The organism is Paraburkholderia sp. RL17-381-BIF-C (genome assembly GCF_046026435.1).
Classification (GTDB): domain Bacteria; phylum Pseudomonadota; class Gammaproteobacteria; order Burkholderiales; family Burkholderiaceae; genus Paraburkholderia.
Genome location: NZ_JARESX010000070.1, coordinates 16,577 through 35,860, shown reverse-complemented (window position 1 = coordinate 35,860; position 19,284 = coordinate 16,577). Strand labels below are relative to the sequence as shown.

General features: G+C 63.0%; 16 protein-coding genes and 1 pseudogene. 14 read left to right on the top strand and 3 right to left on the bottom strand.

Annotated features, from left to right (window positions below; all coding sequences use genetic code 11):
• Positions 1-92 precede the first annotated feature (92 nt).
• On the bottom strand, positions 93-1,445 hold the full coding sequence (locus P0D70_RS29785) for an MFS transporter (protein ID WP_408187084.1): 1,353 nt from the start codon (positions 1,443-1,445) through the stop codon (positions 93-95).
• 479 nt (positions 1,446-1,924) lie between these two features.
• Between P0D70_RS29785 and P0D70_RS29780 the strand changes: the two genes are divergently transcribed.
• Together P0D70_RS29780 and P0D70_RS29775 are read left to right on the top strand one after the other, a co-directional pair.
• Entirely contained in the window at positions 1,925-2,296 is a 372-nt protein-coding gene (locus P0D70_RS29780) for a hypothetical protein (RefSeq protein WP_091794194.1), read from the top strand.
• A gap of 305 nt (positions 2,297-2,601) precedes the next feature.
• The gene (locus P0D70_RS29775) at positions 2,602-2,793 is read left to right on the top strand and encodes a DUF2964 family protein (RefSeq protein ID WP_408187082.1); all 192 of its coding nucleotides are present in this window, start codon (positions 2,602-2,604) and stop codon (positions 2,791-2,793) included.
• A gap of 206 nt (positions 2,794-2,999) precedes the next feature.
• Here the strand turns inward: P0D70_RS29775 and P0D70_RS29770 are convergent, their stop codons facing one another.
• On the bottom strand, positions 3,000-3,866 hold the full coding sequence (locus tag P0D70_RS29770; RefSeq protein WP_408187080.1) for a LysR substrate-binding domain-containing protein: 867 nt from the start codon (positions 3,864-3,866) through the stop codon (positions 3,000-3,002).
• Between the two features lie 130 nt (positions 3,867-3,996).
• Here P0D70_RS29770 and P0D70_RS29765 point away from each other — a divergent pair, with 130 nt between their 5' ends.
• From P0D70_RS29765 to P0D70_RS29740, 6 genes are all read left to right on the top strand, one after another.
• A complete protein-coding gene (locus P0D70_RS29765) occupies positions 3,997-5,019 on the top strand; it encodes an ABC transporter ATP-binding protein (protein WP_408187078.1) in 1,023 nt (340 codons plus the stop codon).
• Complete coding sequence (locus P0D70_RS29760) at positions 5,016-6,149, top strand: ABC transporter ATP-binding protein (protein ID WP_408187077.1); 1,134 nt, start codon at positions 5,016-5,018, stop codon at positions 6,147-6,149. Before P0D70_RS29765 ends, P0D70_RS29760 begins: the two co-directional genes overlap by 4 nt.
• Positions 6,150-6,250: 101 nt before the next feature.
• Complete coding sequence (locus P0D70_RS29755; protein WP_408187076.1) at positions 6,251-7,753, top strand: ABC transporter substrate-binding protein; 1,503 nt, start codon at positions 6,251-6,253, stop codon at positions 7,751-7,753.
• A 6-nt stretch (positions 7,754-7,759) separates the two neighbouring features.
• Entirely contained in the window at positions 7,760-8,704 is a 945-nt protein-coding gene (locus P0D70_RS29750; RefSeq protein ID WP_408187075.1) for an ABC transporter permease, read from the top strand.
• Complete coding sequence (locus P0D70_RS29745) at positions 8,704-9,597, top strand: ABC transporter permease (RefSeq protein WP_408187074.1); 894 nt, start codon at positions 8,704-8,706, stop codon at positions 9,595-9,597. Before P0D70_RS29750 ends, P0D70_RS29745 begins: the two co-directional genes overlap by 1 nt.
• A 61-nt stretch (positions 9,598-9,658) precedes the next feature.
• Positions 9,659-11,296, top strand: coding sequence for a gamma-glutamyltransferase family protein (locus P0D70_RS29740; protein ID WP_408187073.1), 1,638 nt, complete (start codon positions 9,659-9,661; stop codon positions 11,294-11,296).
• Positions 11,297-11,706: 410 nt separating this feature from the next.
• Here the strand turns inward: P0D70_RS29740 and P0D70_RS29735 are convergent, their stop codons facing one another.
• Positions 11,707-12,432: a FadR/GntR family transcriptional regulator gene (locus tag P0D70_RS29735; RefSeq protein ID WP_091794176.1), complete on the bottom strand. Its 726-nt coding sequence runs from the start codon at positions 12,430-12,432 to the stop codon at positions 11,707-11,709.
• A 132-nt stretch (positions 12,433-12,564) separates the two neighbouring features.
• On the opposite strand from P0D70_RS29735, the gene P0D70_RS29730 reads away from it, so the two are divergent.
• The 6 genes and pseudogenes from P0D70_RS29730 (at position 12,565) to leuB (ending at position 19,154) form a co-directional block, all read left to right on the top strand.
• On the top strand, positions 12,565-14,094 hold the full coding sequence (locus P0D70_RS29730; RefSeq protein ID WP_408187072.1) for a UxaA family hydrolase: 1,530 nt from the start codon (positions 12,565-12,567) through the stop codon (positions 14,092-14,094).
• A gap of 133 nt (positions 14,095-14,227) precedes the next feature.
• Positions 14,228-15,220: pseudogene (locus tag P0D70_RS29725) on the top strand (2-keto-3-deoxygluconate permease).
• A 202-nt stretch (positions 15,221-15,422) separates the two neighbouring features.
• Positions 15,423-15,647, top strand: a complete 225-nt coding sequence (locus P0D70_RS29720; protein ID WP_408187071.1) for a hypothetical protein — start codon at positions 15,423-15,425, stop codon at positions 15,645-15,647.
• 364 nt (positions 15,648-16,011) lie between these two features.
• Positions 16,012-17,442, top strand: a complete 1,431-nt coding sequence (leuC, locus tag P0D70_RS29715; RefSeq protein WP_408187070.1) for a 3-isopropylmalate dehydratase large subunit — start codon at positions 16,012-16,014, stop codon at positions 17,440-17,442.
• A 2-nt stretch (positions 17,443-17,444) separates the two neighbouring features.
• Entirely contained in the window at positions 17,445-18,041 is a 597-nt protein-coding gene (gene leuD, locus P0D70_RS29710; RefSeq protein WP_408187069.1) for a 3-isopropylmalate dehydratase small subunit, read from the top strand.
• A 39-nt stretch (positions 18,042-18,080) separates the two neighbouring features.
• On the top strand, positions 18,081-19,154 hold the full coding sequence (leuB, locus tag P0D70_RS29705) for a 3-isopropylmalate dehydrogenase (RefSeq protein ID WP_091794168.1): 1,074 nt from the start codon (positions 18,081-18,083) through the stop codon (positions 19,152-19,154).
• Positions 19,155-19,284: the final 130 nt, after the last annotated feature.

Genomic DNA, 19,284 nt, shown 5'->3' with positions numbered 1-19,284 from the left:
GGCGCGCGGCCGCGGCGCGCCTTCATATGCACCGGCCCCCGCCTTTCACGGCGTGGCCCGTTCCGTTCCGGTCGCGGCGGAAATAATCGCGTCTAGGGCCGCGCCGCCTCCGCGCCGTCCGCGATGTCAGGTTCCGAAAAACCGGACGACGCTTCGAGCGAAGCGTCGTGATGCAGCAGCAGAACGGCCGCCACCCCGACGAGTCCCGCGCCCGACAGACACAACAGACCCGCGCCGAAGCCGCCGGTGCTGTCCTTGATCCAGCCCATCGCGTAGGGTCCGAAAAAGCCCGCGAGATTGCCAAGCGAGTTGACCGCGGCGATGCCGCCCGCCGCCGCCGCACCCGACAGGAATGCGGCCGGCAGGGTCCAGATCACCGGCAGGCAGCCGAAGATGCCGAACCCGGCGATCGACAGCGCGATCATCTTCTGCACCGGATTGTCGAGCCCGGCAGCCGCGGCGATGCCGCCGGCCGCCACCAGCAGTGCGAACGCCACGTGCCGTTTGCGCTCGAGCTTGCGGTCCGAATGCCGTCCCCAGAACACCATGCTGATTACGCCGACGATGTACGGCAGCGACGTCACGAAGCCTGTCTGCAGGTTGGTGAGGCCGAACGATTTGACGATCTGCGGCAGGAAGAAACTCAGCCCGTAGTTGGTTGCGTTCGCACCGAAATAGATCAGTGCGACCGCGAGCACGCGCGGATTGAAGAGCGCTTCTTTCACGCTGAAAGCATGCACGGCTTCGCGATGATCGCGCTCCTGTTTCTGGCGCGCGACCAGCCAGTTGCGCTCGTCTGCGGCGAGCCAGTTAGCGTCGGCAGGCTTGTCGGTCAGGTAGTAGAGCACCGCGAACGCGAGCACTAGCGCGGGCGCCGCCTCGATTAGATAGACCCATTGCCAGCCGGCCAGTCCGGCGAAGCCGTCCATCGACAGCAAGGCGCCGGAAATCGGCCCGCCGATCACGGTGGACAGCGGAATGGCCGCCATGAAATAGCCGACCACACGGCCGCGATACGCGGCGGGGAACCACAAGGTGAGCAGGAAGATAATGCCGGGAAAAAAGCCGGCTTCCGCCACGCCCAGCAGAATACGCAGGCCGTAAAACACGTGCGCGGCCGAAAACCCCGTGTAACGCGCAATATCTGGGATATACGCCATCGCGCCCGCGAGAATGCCCCATGTGAACATGATTCGCGCGATCCAGCGGCGCGCACCGAATTTCTCCAGCAGCAGATTGGACGGCACCTCGAAGAAAAAGTAGGCGATGAAGAAAATCCCGGCGCCGAAACCGAAAGCGCTCGCGGAAAAGCCGAGCGCCTTGTTCATTTGCAACGCAGCAAAGCCGACGTTGACGCGGTCGAGATAGGCTATGAAATAGCAGAGCATCAGGAACGGCACGAGCCGAACCGTTACGCGTTTCATGGTGCGTGCTTCGAGATCCATCGACTGTCTCCTCCGGTTCATGTCCGGTCTGGTTGGAATGGTGTGGTTACAGACTAGACGCTGAGGTGCGATTGCGGAAGTTTTTTGCGCGGCGCGCCGCGCTCAGGTCCACGGAGTGTGGACCTTATCGAGGTTGCGATCGAGCTGACCGGCCGCGCTGATCAGCGTTAGATGGGGCAGGGCCTGCGGAAAGGTGCCGAGCGCGCTCACACGGGAACCGACAGCAACGACTGTGCCGACCCGTTCGCGTTGGACGGACGGCGCGAGATAACGCGGCCACCGTTGGCGCGTGCGACGATCCTGCGTCAATAGAACGCGTGACAGGCGGTCGAATTGATGTCGTGTTAGAGCCGAGTGGACTCGCTGTGTGCGATTGTTTAGGCGCAAGCAACAGTGTTTTCAGATGGCGAGGCTGATCTCTTGCGCGCGATTACGGATAATTCGATATCGACTAATCCGTAATGAAGTGCAGGTGACACATGTTCAACTCAGTCTCGGACCGCACGCCCGGGCGGGCGGCGGCATTCGGCGCGCTCAACGAGCGATACCCGCTGTCGGGACGCGCGCGCGCCCTTGTCGTGGCCATCGCCGCGTGCGCGAGTCTGATGGGATGCGCCACGTCCAGCGACGTGGTGGCCACCAGCAAGCCCAACACCTATACAGTCGCGGCAAGCGCTACCGGTGGACGCATGGCGTGGGCGCGCGCGCACGAACAGGCCATGAACCAGGCGCGCGATTACTGCGAGCGTCGCGGCATGCAAGCCAGCGTGACGACGGAAACCGTCAGCGGCGTGCAAGTGCTGACGGAGCATGGGTCGTCTATGAATTTCGAATGTCATCCCAAGTTTTAGGCGTTCAATCAGCGCCGGCTCGTGGCGTGTAATTATGAGCCACCTTAGCAGTCGATCGTCTGCATCCCTGAGTACACATTCAATCCGAAGAAAGCCTGCGCTGCGCTCAGACCGCCGCCTTGGGTATGAGGGCAGCCAGGCGGTATCCGTATTTACTATTGGCCGATCGCCATCTACGATAGATTGAGGTTTCGGCTCGACTTCCTGCGCGATTTGTCGTCGATAGAAAGAGAATAGTGCGTGGTTGGAAGTCTTCCGTTGTTCCTGTGCGTCTTACGGCACCAACCATCTTGCGGGAGAGCGCCATGATTCACGCCGAACGTCGGATCGTGTTCGCGGCCATCGCGGTGTTCGTCGCGCTCGCCGGCATGGCGATGGTCATTCACGGCGTTCTGTTCGACACCCGCAACGACACCGTGTATGGCGGCGTGTTGCTGGTGATTGGGGTCGCGGTGCTGGCGCTGATGCTGACTCCGCGGCCGTCGGATAAGTCGTGAAACTTCGTGGCGCCTGAGCAAGGCATGGGCGGCGTGCAGTCGCGCGGAATTGTCGCGTCATCGCTGTGAGCGCGTCGGGGATCTGCCTGCCGGTGTGGTCGACGAGCGCGCTCAGATTGCACACCGGTAAACGGTTCAGTTAACCGGCCTCCCGATCACCTTTCTTCTCTTCTCGCCAGCCAACCCCACGCGTACAGCTGGGCCGCCTAACTGCCGTGCAGCGTATCGATAATCGCCTGCGTGATGGCGCGTCTGTCATACGACGCGCGATGGATCATGCCGACCGTGCGCAATACCGGTGAATTCGAAATCGACAGCACGCGTAGCGACGGATCGTTGTGCCAGTTGCCGCGGTGCAGAAGTGGCAGCACCGTGACGCCGATATTTTCGCGCACCAGCGCCACGATCGTCTCGATCGAATTGAGTTCGAGGTACTCGTTGACCGCGAGGCCTGCCGCCTGCAAGGCATGCTCCACGACGCGCCCGGTGCGCACCCGACGGTCGAAGCGCAGAAAGGGGTGGCTGAGCAGGATGCGCTGCGGATCGGTATCGGTGATTTTGCGGCTGACTATCAGCATCAGCGGCTCCGTGCAGAGCGTCGTCCACTTCAGCGTGTCGGGCAGCGTGATGTCGGCACGCGCGACGATCGCCGCGATATCGACCTCTCCCGCCTCAACCATCTTGGCCAGTTCGTCGGAGCGCGACGATAGCAGCCGCACATCCAGTTGCGGATGGGCGGCCTTCAGCCGCGCGACGACCAGCGACAGCGCGCCGATCACCGATACCACGGCGCCGATCGTCACCGGTCCGACCATCGAATCCGTCGGCGTTCCCTCGAGCTCGGTCAGCAGATCGAAAATCTGCTCGACTTTCGGCCAGATCTCTTGCCCATGCCGGTTCAATGCGATCTGCCGCCCGCTGCGATCGAACAGCTGGCGGCCGAGTGCCTGCTCGAGCGCGCGCATCTGCAAGCTCACCGCCGCCTGCGTCAGCGCGACGCTCTCGGCCGCGGCGGCGAATGATCCGGTTCGTGCGACGGCCCGGAAGGTCCTCAACATGCGCAGCGTTGGCATTGCCCATCCACAAGTAAAATTTAAGTGTGACCAAGAAATATTAATATTTTCCAACGTAAAGCGCACCAGATAATCGCCCCAGAACGTCCGCATTGAACAGGACCATTAGTCCGATATGGAGCTTTCAAGCATGCCCGATGCCGACCGTCGACCGGTCCTGGAGGTCCGCGGCTTCTCGTTGAAGTTCTCGCGCGCGGCCGAGGTGCCGAACCTCGTGCACGACGTGTCGTTTTCAGTCGGCCCTGGCGAGACGCTTTGCATCGTCGGTGAATCGGGCTGCGGCAAGAGTGTGACGTCGCTCGCGCTGATGGGTCTGCTCGCAAGCCCGCCTGCGCACCGCGTCGGCGGTACCGCGCACTTCGAAGGCCGGGACCTGTTCTCACTGTCCGAGCGCGAACTGGCCGATATTCGCGGCAACCGGCTGTCGATGATCTTCCAGGAGCCGATGACGTCGCTGAACCCGGCGTTCACCGTCGGCGAGCAGATCGGCGAAAGCATCCGGCGGCATCGCCATGTCGAGCGCGGCCAGGCGCGCGAGCAAGCGCTCGAGATGTTGCGGCTCGTGCGGATCCCGGCGCCGGAAACGAGGCTGGACGCGTACCCGCATCAGCTTTCCGGCGGCATGCGCCAACGCGTGATGATCGCGATGGCGCTCGCGAATCGCCCGCGCCTGTTGATCGCCGACGAGCCGACCACCGCGCTGGACGTGACGATCCAGGCGCAGGTGCTGTCACTCGTGAAGAATCTGCAAGCCGAGACCGGCACCGCGATGGTGTTGATCACGCATGACCTCGGCGTCGTCGCGGAAGTCGCCGACCATGTCGCGGTGATGTACGCGGGGTGCATCGTCGAATACGGCACCGTCGCCGATCTGTTCGACGACCCGCAACATCCCTACACGATCGGACTAATGGGCGCGATTCCGTCGGTCGGCAAGCGTGAAGGCGCGCTCGCGACGATCCGCGGTTCCGTGCCGTCGCCCGAGATGATGCCGCATGGCTGCCGCTTCGCGCCGCGCTGTCCGTTCGCGGAGCAACGCTGCATCGACGCCGCGCCGCCCGACAAGGTGATCGACGGTGTGCATCGCGTCGCCTGCTGGCTAGCGCCGGTCGAACAGGTCGCCGCGCCGCTATCACGCAAGGAATTCGCATGACGAGGTTGACTCCAGCAACGCCGCATGCGGACCCGGCCTCGAGTTCGCCGTCGCCGATCATCGAGGCGCGCGCACTGACGAAGCATTTTGGCGGTGCGCGGCATCTCTTCACGCGCACGCCCACTGTCTATGCGGTCAACGACGTGTCGTTCGCGGTCAACGCCGGCGAGACGTTCGCGATCGTCGGCGAGTCTGGCTGTGGCAAGTCCACGCTGGGCCGACTCCTGCTCCGTCTGATCGACTCGACAGACGGCCGGGTGTTCTATCAAGGCGTGGACATCACCCACCAGCAAGGCGCGCTGCTGCGGCGGCTGCGTCGCGAAATGCAGATTATCTTTCAGGATCCGTTCGCCTCGCTGAATCCGGGCATGACGATCGGTCAGATCGTCGGCGAGCCGATCGCGCTGCACGGGCTCGCGCGCAACGGCGTCGAGCACCGCGAGCGCGTTGCGCAACTGCTGCGCACGGTTGGCCTGCAACCGGCCTATGCGGACCGTTACCCGCACGAATTCTCGGGCGGCCAGCGACAACGGATCGGCATTGCCCGCGCTTTGGCCGGCGAGCCGAAGCTGATCGTCGGCGATGAGCCGGTGTCGGCGCTCGACGTCTCGGTGCAGGCGCAGGTGATCAATCTGCTCGAAACACTGAAACAGAATCTCGGCCTCACGCTGATCATGGTTGCGCATGACCTCGCGGTGATCCGCCATATGAGCGATCGGGTCGCCGTGATGTATCTGGGCGAGATTGTCGAGCTGGCCGATGTCGATGCCCTGTTCGACGCGCCGCTGCATCCGTACACACAAGCGCTGCTGCGCGCGATTCCGGCGAGCAGCCCGCACGAGCGGCGCGCGAAGCCAGCGTTGTCCGGTGATCTGCCGAGTCCGACTGCGCCGCCGTCCGGTTGCCGTTTTCATACGCGCTGTCCGCACGCGAAGCCGCACTGTGCGCAAGTGCGGCCGGTCAGCGAGCGGCTCGAAGACGGACGGCAGGTGGCGTGCCATTTCTGGCGCGAGATCCAGAACACCGGCGGCGGCGCGCCGCTGCTCACGAACGTCAGCCCGAAATTGGCCGAGCGGCTCGCGATCTACCGCGACCGTCAGGCAACGCTGGCCGCCGCCGGCGGCGATTGAGCCACTGGCCGAGATGAAGATCGAGTGAAGCATCAAGTTGCCGACGCACCGATGCCGTTTAGCGCACCATTTTTTGAATTAGAAGAGAAAGGGAAGTCCTCATGCGAAGAATGTTGATTGCCGCGGCGCTCGCGCTCGGCGCCACTGCCGCGATGGCCCAGACCAGCCAGACGATACGGATCGGCCTGCAGGACGACATCGGTTCGCTCGACCCCGCGCGCAGCGTGCAACTCGTCGACCGGATCGTGTTTGCGTCGCTGTGCAACTCGCTGGTGGATATCACGCCGGACCTGAAGATCGTGCCGATGCTGGCGACGTCGTGGACGACGAGCGCCGACGGCAAGACGCTGACGTTCAAGCTGCGTCAAGGAGTCAAGTTCCAGGATGACGAGCCGTTCAACGCGGCCGCCGTCAAGGCGAACCTGGACCGCGACCGCACGCTGCCGACGAGCAACCGGAAGAGCGAACTGGCGTCGGTCGATCACGTCGATGTAATCGACGACTACACGGTCGCGATCGCGTTGAAACAGCCGGACGCGGCCCTGCTCGCGACGCTGACCGACCGCGCCGGCATGATGCTCGCGCCGAAGACGCTGGCCGATCCGGCCGGCGTTGCCGCGCATCCGGTGTGTTCGGGCCCGTACAAGTTCGTCCAGCGCGTGCAGAACGATCGAGTCGTGCTCGAAAAATTCCCCGGCTACTGGGACGCCGATAAATACCCGGTCCAGCGCGTGATCTTCCTGCCCATTCCGGACAGCACGGTGCGGCTCGCCAATCTGCGCTCGGGTTCGCTCGACATGCTCGAACGCCTCGCGCCGTCCGATGTCGCGTCGGTCAAGAGCGACGCAAGCGGCAAGTTCGCGCCGGTCAGCGGGTTCGGCTATTACTACGTGACGTTCAATGTCGGCAACGGTAAGCGCAGCAACGCGCTGCTGAAAGACAAGCGCGTGCGGCAGGCGTTCGACCTCGCGATCGACCGTGATGCGATCAACCAGGTGATCGGTGCCGGCATCTTCACGCCGGCGAACCAGGCGATACCGAAGTCGAGCCCGTACTACAACGCGTCGCTGCCAATGCCGCATCGCGACGTCGCGAAAGCGAAGGCGCTACTGAAAGCGGCGGGCCACGAGCACGTCGACATCGAGTTCACTTATCCGAACAACACGGTGTCGAGCCAGATCGTGCAGATGATGCAGGCGATGGTCGGCGAAGCCGGCTTCAACCTGAAGCTGCGGCCGACCGACTACGCGACCGAGCTCAATGCCGCGCACAGCGGCGACTTCGAGGCGATGTACCTCGGCTGGTCGGGCCGCGTCGACCCCGACGGCAACCTGCATCAGTTCAATACGTGCGCCGGCAACCTCAATTACGCGCATTACTGCAACCCTGAAGTCGACCGGTATCTCGACGCCGCGCGCGTGAAACTGACCGCGGCGGACCGCAAAACGGATTACGACGCGGCGTCGAAGCTGCTCGCCGAGGACGATCCGATCGTCTATGTCTATAGCCAGCCCTGGCCGTTCGAGCTGTCGAAGAAGGTGCAAGGCTTCACGCCCTATCCGGACGGCCTGATCCGCCTGCGCGGCGTTAGCATCAAAGGCTGACCGATCATGCTGCGGATCATCGCCAATCGCATGCTGGTCGCCATTCCAACGCTGATTCTCGTGTCGATGCTGATCTTCGGCCTGCAGAAGCTGCTGCCCGGCGATCCGGTGACGGCGATGGCCGGGGAAGATCAGGATCCACAGCTGATCGCATCGCTGCGCGTCAAGTACCATCTCGACGAGCCGGTGCCGACGCAATACGTTCTATGGGTTCGCGACGTCGTGCACGGCGATCTCGGCGCGTCGCTGCGAACCGACGTGCCGGTGACGTCGCTGATCGCGCAGAAATTGCCGGTCACGCTGCAACTCGCGGCGATGGCGATGATCTTCGCGATCGGTATCGGTATTCCGGCCGGCGTCATTTCCGCTGCAAGCCGCGGTGGAGCGCTCGATTACGGCGCGAACATTTTCGCGCTGTCTGGCATGTCGATCCCGAACTTCTGGCTCGGGATCATGATGATCTTCATCGTATCGGTGCGCTGGCATCTGCTGCCGTCGTCCGGCTACGTGTCGCCGACCGAAGACTTCTGGCTGAGCATCAAGACGATGCTGATGCCCGCGCTGGTGCTCGGCGCGTCGCTCGGCGCGCAGTTGATGCGCCACACGCGCAGCGCGATGCTGAGCGTGCTGCGCACCGACTATATTCGGACCGCGCGCGCCAAAGGGCTGCTGCGCGGCACCGTGGTCGTCAAGCACGCTCTTCGCAACGCGCTGATTCCGATCGTCACCGTGCTCGCGCTGCTGTTCGGCGAACTGCTGGCGGGCGCGGTGCTGACCGAGCAGGTTTTCACGATCCCCGGCTTCGGCAAGCTCATCGTCGATGCCGTGTTCAATCGCGACTACGCGGTCGTGCAGGGCGTCGTGCTCGTCACCGCATTGTTCTTTATCGTCGTGAACCTGTGCGCCGACGTTCTGTACGTCCTCCTCAATCCCCGACTTAGGCGCGGCTGATGGCTACTCCCACAACCCCCGCTCACGCGCGCGCCGCATCGCAGGCGGCCGGCTTGCCGCGCCGCAAGCGCCGCGGAATCGCGAAATTCATGCGCAATCGCGCTGCCGTTCTTGGCGCGGCGCTCGTGCTGCTCATCGTCCTGATGGCGGTATTCGCACCCTGGCTGTCACATTACGACCCGGTGCAGGCGAGCTTCATGACCGTGCGCCAGGCGCCTTCGGCGGCGCATTGGTTCGGCACCGACGAACTTGGCCGCGACGTGTTGAGCCGTCTGCTGTGGGGCGCGCGCGCGTCGCTGCTTGCTGGTGTCGTATCGGTTGGCATTGCGGTCTTGATTGGCGTGCCACTCGGTTTGCTGGCGGGTTACTTCGGCAAGCTCGTCGACGGCGTGATCTCGCGAATCGCCGATGCGTTGTTGTCGATTCCATTCCTGATTCTCGCTATCGCGCTAGCCGCGTTTCTCGGACCAAGCCTGACCAACGCGATGGCCGCGATCGGCATCTCTGCGATGCCGCGCTTTGTCCGCTTGACGCGCGGCCAGGCGATCACCGTGAAGGCTGAGGAATACGTCGAAGGCGCGCGCGCAATCGGGCTCGGCCATGCACGGATCATCATGCGCTACATTCTGCCGAACGTGCTGCCGCCGATCATCGTGCAGGCAAGCCTGACGATCGCGACCGCGATCATCGCCGAAGCGAGCCTGTCGTTCCTCGGGCTCGGCCAACTGCCGCCGGCGCCGTCGTGGGGTTCGATGCTCAACACCGCGAAGGACTTCGTCAGTCAGGCGCCGTGGATGTCGATTTTCCCGGGCATCGCGATCTTTCTAGCCGTGCTCGGTTTTAACCTGCTCGGCGACGGTTTGCGCGATGCGCTCGATCCGCGCGAGTCGTAACCGAATTCCATGACCGCTTCGCTGGGCGACGGCTCCCTCATCACTTTCGTTTGAGTTCGCAATGACACGTTTCAATTGGCAAAACCCGTATCCCACCCCCCGTTTGCCCGTCTTCGCGCGCAACATTGTTTCGACGTCCCATCCGCTTGCGGCGCAAGCCGGCCTGCGGATGTTGTGGAAAGGCGGTAACGCCGTCGATGCGGCTATCGCGGCGGCGGCCGCCATCACGGTGGTCGAGCCGGTCTCGTGCGGTCTCGGCAGCGACGCGTTCGCTCTGGTGTGGGACGGCGCGAAGCTGCATGGGCTGAATGCGTCGGGCGTGTCGCCCGCCGCATGGAGTGTCGATTACTTCAAGCGTAAGTACGGTGAGGAAAACGGTCTCGCGAAGCAGCCCAAACGCGGCTGGGATGCGGTGACGGTGCCGGGTGTGATCGCCGGCTGGGAGGCGCTGCATCAGAAGTTCGGGTCGCTGCCGTTTGCGGACCTGATGGAGCCGGCCATCGAGATCGCCGAGCGCGGCCACGCGGTGGCGAGCGTCGTCGCGTACAAGTGGGCAGCGGCCGTGCCCGAGTTGAAGGATCAGCCGGGCTTTGCCGACACCTTCATGCCGCGCGGCCGCGCGCCGGAAGTGAGTGAACTGGTGCGCTTTCCGGGCCACGCGAAGACGCTGCGCAAGCTGGCCGAGCAGGGTCCGCGCGCGTACTACGAAGGCGAGATCGCCGAGCAGATTGCCGCGTTCTCGCGTCAAGGCGGCGGCGCGCTCACAATGGATGACCTGCGCAACTACCGCGCCGACTGGGTCGAGCCGATCAGCAAGGACTATCGCGGTCATACGGTGCACGAGATTCCGCCGAACGGGCAGGGCATCGCCGCGTTGATCGCGCTGGGCATTCTCGAACAGTTCGACATGGGTGCGTTGCCGGTCGACGGCATCGAATCGCAGCACCTACAGATCGAAGCGATGAAGCTGGCGTTCGCCGACGTCTACCGCTACGTTGCCGATCCGCGTTCGATGGAAGTCACGCCCGAGCAGATGCTTGACGACGCGTACCTGAAGTCGCGCGCCAAACTCATCGATCCGAAGCGCGCCACGCAGTTCGATTTCGGCATGCCGAAGGCGGGCGGCACCATCTATATGTCGGTGGCCGACGAGCGCGGCATGATGGTGAGCTTCATCCAGTCGAACTACATGGGCTTCGGCTCGGGCATCGTCGTGCCGGACGCCGGCATTTCGCTGCAGAACCGTGGCTACGGTTTCTCGATGGATCCGAAATCGGCGAACGTGGTGGAAGGCGGCAAGCGGCCGTTCCATACGATCATCCCCGCATTTCTGACCCAGCAGGTGGACGGCCGCCAGGAAGCGGTGATGAGCTTCGGCGTGATGGGTGGCGACATGCAGCCGCAAGGGCATCTGCAATCCATCGTACGCATGCTCGACTACGGTCAGCAGCCGCAGGCCGCGTGCGACGCGCCGCGCTGGAAGGTCAATCGGGACTTCACAGTCGACGTCGAGGCGACGCTCGATCGGGACACCGTGCGCGCGCTCCAGGCGCTCGGTCATACGATCAAGTCGATTGAGGATCCGTATATGGATTTCGGTTCCGGGCAGTACATCTGGAAGCTCGACCGCAACGACCCCGAGCGCGGTTATGTTGCCGCGAGCGACACCCGGCGCGACGGCCTGGCCGCAGGGTTCTGATCCGGGCAGCTGTCCCGGACGCCTGGGCTCTCGCGGACGGCGATCCGCTGTTCGCGAGAGTGCGGCCTGGAAGAGCGGCATAGCGTCTAGCGGGACGCTCGGAGATCAGTGAACGCATGCCGAAAGCGCAGCGCGGCGTGATGCGCTTCACGACCCACGCGCTTAGTTGCCGTGTCGTGTTTGCGTCATGAAGCTGGCGCGGGTTCGGTCACGGCTCAAGCGGAGGTGATGACGAATGTGCAGCGATAGTCGCAGCGACAAGGTATTTCGCGCGGATTGCCTTCGTGGCGGCTATTGGTCGAACCGACGTGACATGCCTCGGTGCTCGACGCCGGATCTGCCTCGCTCGTGGGGCGTGTCTTCAATCAGTACGATAGTGCCGGCGACGGCAACCTTGCCGTTTGTTTGCCTTACGCGCTCGTAGCGGGCATGAACTGCCGCCCAACAAAATCGATGTGCGCGAACATCGCCTGCTGCGCGGCTTCCGGATTGCGTTCACGCACTGCGAGGAAAATCAATTCGTGCTGGCGCATGCGCATGGCGGATTGCACGGCTGCATTCGCGTTGTTCGCGGTGGCGTCGAAGGTGTTCGCGGCGATATGGTCACGCAACATGGTGATCACGCTGGCATAGAACTGCCCGAGCATGCGGTTATGCGCCGCTGCGGTCAGCGCGGTGTGAAACTCACCGTCCATTCGCGCCTCGGTATCGACATCGTGCCCGATCACCGCATCGTGCATCCGCGCAAGCAGAGACTCCAACCGGCGTAGCTCTTCGGGTGTGGAGCGCTGCGCTGCGAAACGTGCTGCCGCGCACTCAAACACCATTCGGAACTCGAGTGTCTCCTCGCGCAGCGGCGGGTGCTCGGCGACAAGTTGCAGCCACGGCGAAGTCAGTGCGGGAAGCTGCTTCTGCACCACATATACACCGCTGCCACGCTTCGCTTCGAGCATCCCCTTGCTGATCAGGTGACGGATCGCCTCACGCACGGTCGGACGCGACACACCGAAATGCTCCGCGAGCACGCGCTCGGCCGGCAGGCGCGCAGATAAAGCCCAAGTGCCGTCAAGCACGTTTTCCTCGATCTGCCGCACAACCTTGTCGAGAATGCCGGATGAAAGTCTGTGAAATCCCATCTCTGCTCCGGCCGAAGTGGCCTGACCAATTTGCGCCGCTCCTGGCAAGAAACGACCATTTGGCAGAACGGGCACATTGAAGAGATGCATCAATCTCGGGTGCGTCCGTCCCCCACGATTCAGGAGAAAAACATGACGGATTCTACTTCACTGGTCATCAGGCTGCATGCGGACGACGACGTCGCAATCGCGCGCGGTCCGATACCTGCGGACACGACGCTCGCCGAGGCCGGCGGCATCGTTACGCGCGACGATATCCCCGGTGCGCACAAGGTTGCGCTGCGCGCGCTGAAAGCCGGCGATCCGGTGCGGCGCTATGGGCAGATCATCGGTTTCGTCACGCAGGATATCCAACCGGGTGCGCACGTGCATACCCAGAACGTGTCGATGGGCGATTTCGCGCGCGATTACGCGTTCGGCAAGGACGTCAAGGCGGTTGCGCCTGCCGGAGAATCGCGGACGTTCATGGGCTTTCGTCGTACCGATGGCCGGGTGGCTACGCGAAACTACATTGGCGTGTTCAGCACGGTCAACTGTTCGGCAACCGTGACCAAGCTCGTCGCGCAGCACTTCTCCGCGCCCGGCAGGCTGGATGCGTATCCGAACGTCGATGGCATCGTGCCGGTCACGCACAGTTTCGGTTGCTGCATTGATCACAATGGCGAAGGCGTGCAGCAATTACGTCGTACGATTGGTGGCTATATCCGCCACCCGAATTTCGCGGGCGTACTGGTGATCGGGCTCGGCTGTGAAGCGAACCAGATGGGTGCGCTGTTTATCGCGGAAGGTGTCGAGCCGGGTGCAACCATGGTGCCGCTCGTGATCCAGGAGCATGGCGGCACACAGAAGACCGTCGATGCGGCAATCTCGGCGATCGAGGCGATGCTGCCGGCTGCGAATGAGGTCAAGCGCGAGCCCTTGCCGATCTCCAACCTCAACATCGCACTGCAATGCGGCGGCTCGGACGGTTACTCGGGCATTACGGCGAACCCGGCGCTTGGCGCCGCGGTCGATCTGCTCGTTCAACACGGGGGCACCGCCATCCTCAGTGAGACGCCGGAGATCTATGGTGCTGAGCACCTGCTGACGCGCCGCGCGATTACCGCGGAGGTCGGCGAGAAAATCGTCGAGCGGATCCACTGGTGGGAAAGCTACGCGGAGCGGGAAAAGGGCAGCATCGACAATAACCCGACGCCGGGCAACAAGGCGGGCGGGCTCACCACGATTCTCGAGAAGTCGCTCGGCGCGGTCGCCAAGAGCGGCTCGACGCCGCTGATGGGGGTGTACCGCTATGCCGAGCCAGTCGACACGAAGGGACTCGTGTTCATGGATGCGCCAGGCTACGACCCGATGGGCGCGACTGGCCAGATTGCGAGCGGCGCGAACCTCGTTCTGTTCACAACCGGCCGCGGCTCATGCTTTGGGGCAAAGCCGGCGCCGTCAATCAAGCTCGCGACGAACACGAAGATGTACACACGCATGGTCGACGACATGGACATCAACTGCGGCGACATCATGGATGGCAAGACGACGGTCGAGCAGAAGGGCCGCGAGATCTTCGAGATGATCATCGAAGTCGCATCTGGCGCGCAGAGCAAGAGTGAAGCGCTCGGGGTCGGCAACGAAGAGTTCGTGCCCTGGATGATCGGCGCGCAGATGTGACGCATCCTTGAAGCGGACTGCGGCAGAGCCCTGGCAGCCTGCGCAGTCCGTGAAGTTGCCTTATTGAATATGGACAACGGTGGGGCGCCACGCTCACCCGAGCGGGCGCGTCCTCCGACGGAGACGAATCGAAATGAAGATCAAGGAAACCATCGAGAGATTTCCCGGTGGCATGATGGTGATTCCGCTGCTGTGGGGCAGCCTGCTTAACACGTTCTTCCCGCATGTACTGACCATCGGCAGTTTCTCAACCTCGCTCGCGCACGGAGCGCTGCCGATTCTCGCGGCGTTCTTCGTCTGCATGGGTGCCGAAATACAGTTGAAAACCGCGCCGCGCGCGCTGAAGAACGGCGCGGCGATCACGCTCGCCAAGCTCGCGAGCGGGGTGGCGATCGGCTTGCTGGTCAGTTATCTGTTCAAGGGGCGCCCGGTGTTCGGGCTGTCCAGCATGGCGATCATCGCGGCGATGACCAACGCGAACATGGGGCTCTACGCGGCGCTGACCAAACAGTTTGGTGACGAGGTCGATCGTGGCGCGCTCGCGGTACTGTCGATTCTTGAAGGCCCATTCGTGACCATGCTCGCGCTCGGCATGTCCGGTCTCGCCAGGATTCCCTTTATCGACCTGATCGCGACAATCCTGCCGATTCTGATCGGCATGCTGCTCGGCAACCTCGATCGCAACATGCGCGCGTTTCTGAAATCAGGCAGTGATCTCCTGATTCCTTTCTTTGCTTTCGGCCTCGGCGCGTAGATCAACCTGCACTCGATCCTTGGCGCGGGCGCGTCGGGCATCCTGCTCGGGCTCGTAACGCTCATCATTGGCGGCGTGGTCAACATCGCGGCGTCCCGTCTCGCCGGTGGTTCAGGCGTGGCCGGTGTCGCCGTGTCGACGACCGCCGGCAACGCGGTCGCGACGCCAATCGCCATTGCAGCCGTCGATCCGCACCTCGCGTCGCTCGTCGCGGTCGCCACACCGCAGATTGCCGCGTCGACGATTGTCACGTCGCTGCTGGCGCCGTTGTTGACCGCACTATTTGCGAAGTATTGTGCGCGGCAAAGAAAGATCGTGGGCGACGAAGGATTCGCGCCTTCACGACTCGCTGAGCGGGCAGACGGGATGTAAGCGCCTGCGGGCTGCCGCTCTTCGACCTCCATTCGTAATCAACATAAGCAGTCCCAAGGTGGGTTGCTTTGACCGGCGTCCGCTTCACAGGGCGGATTCAACAGTGGCTAAGGGGCGATCGACGGCGAGCCGTTGTCGATTGCCCCGTTACCCGGCAATTTCCGCATTCGGCCTCGCGTTGCGTGTCATCGCTAGTGGCGGATTGCTCGCACAGCAATGGCACGCGTTTGACCGGATTGTCAGGCGATTGCGCGGGCAACGGAATGACGCGAGCGGTGCCGTGATTGGAAAACATCCGGGGCGCCAGCTTGGCGTCATCGACGATCCGAAAACGCTCGACGCGATGCCGCTCAAGTTGACAGCGATTTCGCTGCGCCGGGAACTCATGTTTCCATCGCGGGTGGGCGTGTCGCCCGCTAACAAATAGGCACCTTTGAACAGGCGTTGCAACGATCCGGCGTTGACCGGACGGGGGGTCTGCTAAGGGCTCACACCCCAATCGCGAAGCGTTTGCGGATCGAGCGGTTGCCCGCACGGCGCTTTTGCTACGAGCCGTTGACGCGTCTTGCCGGCCATTGCGTCCTTGATCCCGACAGGCCACGAAATTTTGTCGCGTCGTCGAGAACGTCGAAAGCGATGAATCTCGTCATCGCGATCGGCGATGGTGCCTTTCCAAAAGACCACGAACGAGCCGGCGTGCCTGATGCATGATGCTTCCACACCAGAATCAATTGCGAAACCGCATGGCCGTGTTGATCACGGTCGATAAATTGATGGAGTGAGACGAAGCAATGCAATTCGACCAAGCGATGAGTGGTCCGCGAACCCTTTACGACAAGATCTGGGAAGCTCACCGGGTCATGACCCGCGACGATGGGCAGGACCTGCTGTTCATAGACCGGCATTTCGTCCACGACGTCACGGCTCAATCGTTCGACATGTTGCGTGAGCGTGGACTCAAACCACGCTCCCCCAAGCGTATCTTCGGCACGGTTGATCACTACGTTTCCAGCATGGCGAACGATCTGGCGTCCGTGGAGGACCCCGAGCGGCGAGGCATGATCACGGCTTTGCAACGTGATTCAGCGGAGTCGCGCATCACGCTCTTCGACATGGATGACTCGCGGCGCGGAATCGTCCACGTCGTCGGACCCGAGCAAGGATTAAGTCTGCCTGGCATGACCGTCGTCTGCGCCGACAGCCACACATCGACCCACGGCGCGCTCGGTGCGCTGGCATTCGGCATCGGCGCAACCGAAGTGGCGCACGTGCTCGCCACACAATGCCTGTGGCAGCGCAAATCGAGCAATATGCGCGTCGTCCTCGACGGAAGGCCGGGGCAGGGCGTTACCGCCAAAGACCTGGTTCTTGCCGTGATCGCGCGGATTGGCGTGGCCGGCGCGGCAGGCCACGTGATTGAGTACACCGGCTCGGCCATCGCGGGTTTATCGATGGAAGGGCGGTTGACGCTGTGCAACATGACCATCGAGGCGGGCGGCCGTGCCGGAATGATCGCTCCCGACGACACCACGTTCGCTTATCTGTCCGGCCGTCCTTACGCCCCCAGAGGCGCACAGTGGGAGCGGGCGATGGCGCACTGGCGCGAGTTGTTCACCGACGCAGGCGCGGTGTTCGATCGCGAGGTGCATATCGACGTGGCTGATATTGCGCCCATGGTGACATGGGGAACCACGCCTGAATACGCATGCGCGATCGATCGCCGCGTGCCCGATCCTGCGGATGAGGCTGACCCCGATCTCCGGGCGTCAATGTTGCGGGCACTCGAATACATGGGACTGAACCCGCACGAGGCGCTCGAAGGCGTGGCGATCGATAGAGTTTTTATCGGCTCATGCACCAACGGGCGGATTGAGGACCTGCGCAGCGCGGCCGAGGTCGCGCGCGGTCGCCGCGTTGCACCCGGCGTCGAGGCATGGGTGGTGCCCGGATCGCACCAGGTACGCGCGCAGGCCGAAGCCGAAGGGCTGGACCACGTGTTCAGGGAAGCCGGTTTCGAGTGGCGCTTCCCCGGCTGTTCGATGTGCCTCGCGACCAACGGCGATATCGCTGCCCCTGGCCAGCGCTGTGCCTCGACCTCAAACCGTAATTTCGTGGGACGCCAGGGGCCGGGTGTGCGCACGCACCTGATGAGCCCGTCCATGGCTGCCGCCGCCGCGGTGACAGGTCGCCTGACGGACGTGCGCCGCCTCATGGGAGTCTGAAGATGGACAGCCTGAACTACCTTGACTCAGCCGCGGTGCCGATTGCAGCCATCAACTGCGATACCGACCAGATACTGCCGGCACGCTTCCTCCAGAAACCTCGTTCCGACGATTTCGGCCAGTTTCTGTTCCGTGCGCTGCGCTTCGACCACGACGGTGCGGAGCGGCCGGACTTCGTGCTCAACCAGATGCCTTACCGGGAGTCTCGCATCGTCGTAGCGAACCACAATTTCGGATGCGGTTCGTCGCGGGAGCACGCCGTCTGGGCGCTGTATGACTACGGTATCCGTGCGGCGATCTCGCCACGCTTCGGCGACATCTTTTTCATCAACTGCCTGAAAAACGGGCTCTTACCGATCGTGCTGCCCGAGGCCGTGGTTTTGCCACTGCTGGACACCCTGGTGGCCAGTCCGGGTAGCCGCATTGCCATCGACGTGCCCGCACAGACGGCGACGTTACCCGACGGCTCTGTCCATGTCTTCGAGTTGGAGCCCTTTGCGAAACAGTGTCTGCTGCGCGGCATGGACGAGATCGACTACACACTGTCGCATCAGGACCGCATTGACGGGTTCGAGCGCAACCGTGCCCAAGCTTATTGAAGACGCACTCTCACGGATAACAACCAAGGAGAAGTTCAGATGAAGATTGCAGTCATGCCGGGTGACGGTATCGGCACAGAGGTGGTGGCGCAGGCTGTCAAGGTACTGCGGATCCTGGCTCCTCATGCCGAGACTCAGGAGGCGCCCATCGGCGAGGCGGGCATTCAGGCCCATGGTGTGCCGCTTCCCGAACCCACGCTGGCGTTGGCGCGCAAGGCCGATGCGATCCTGTTCGGTTCGGTGGGGGTGGCCGACGAGGCCGATATCCCGCGTGAACGTCGTCCCGGTACAGGATTGCTGCAATTGCGCGAGGCGCTGACGCTATATGCCAACTTCCGGCCGGCCTACATGTTCCCGGAACTGATCGGCGCTTCGACCTTGCGGCCCGAGGTCGTCGATGGGCTGGATATCGTCATCGTGCGTGAATTGAATGGCGACGCTTATTTCGGCCAACCGCGCGGGTTCGAAACCAACCAGGCCGGAGAGCGCGTAGGTTTCAACACAATGCGCTATTCGGAATCAGAGGTCGAGCGGGTTGCGCGTGCTGCCTTCGAAAGCGCGCGACGCCGCAGCCGCAAGTTGTGCTCGGTGGACAAGGCGAATGTGCTGGAGGCGAGCCAGTTGTGGCGCGAAGTGGTTACGCGCGTCGGGCGCGATGAGTACCCGGATGTCGAACTGAGTCATCTCTTCGTGGATGCCGCCTCGATGATGCTCATGCGTCGACCCAAGCAGTTCGACGTAATCGTCACGGGCAACCTGTTTGGAGACATTCTCTCGGATGCTGCGGCCATGTTGACCGGTTCAATCGGCATGCTGCCTTCAGCATCGCTGGGCTATAACCGGAAGGGTTTGTACGAACCTGTGCACGGCTCGGCGCCGGACATTGCAGGCAAGGATATCGCCAATCCGCTCGCCGCGATCCTGTCGCTTGCGATGATGCTGCGTGAGAGCTTCGGCATGGAAGATGCCGCGATCCGCGTCGAGCGGGCCGTGCGTGCAGTGCTAGCCGCCGGCTATCGAACTGCGGACATCCATCAGGAGGGCACGCAATCCGTGGGTACCCGAGACATGGGCGATGCGGTAGTCGAGGCACTGCGCAAGCAGGCAGCGTAAGCGCGCATTGAGCAGCAGGACAAAAGTCAGAAGCACGAGGATCGGGAGCATGAGGAGCCGATGATCCTCGGCCGTTCTCAGCATCACAGGAATCGGGGTCGTGAAGACCCGGTCCGTCCTCGGTGGTAGG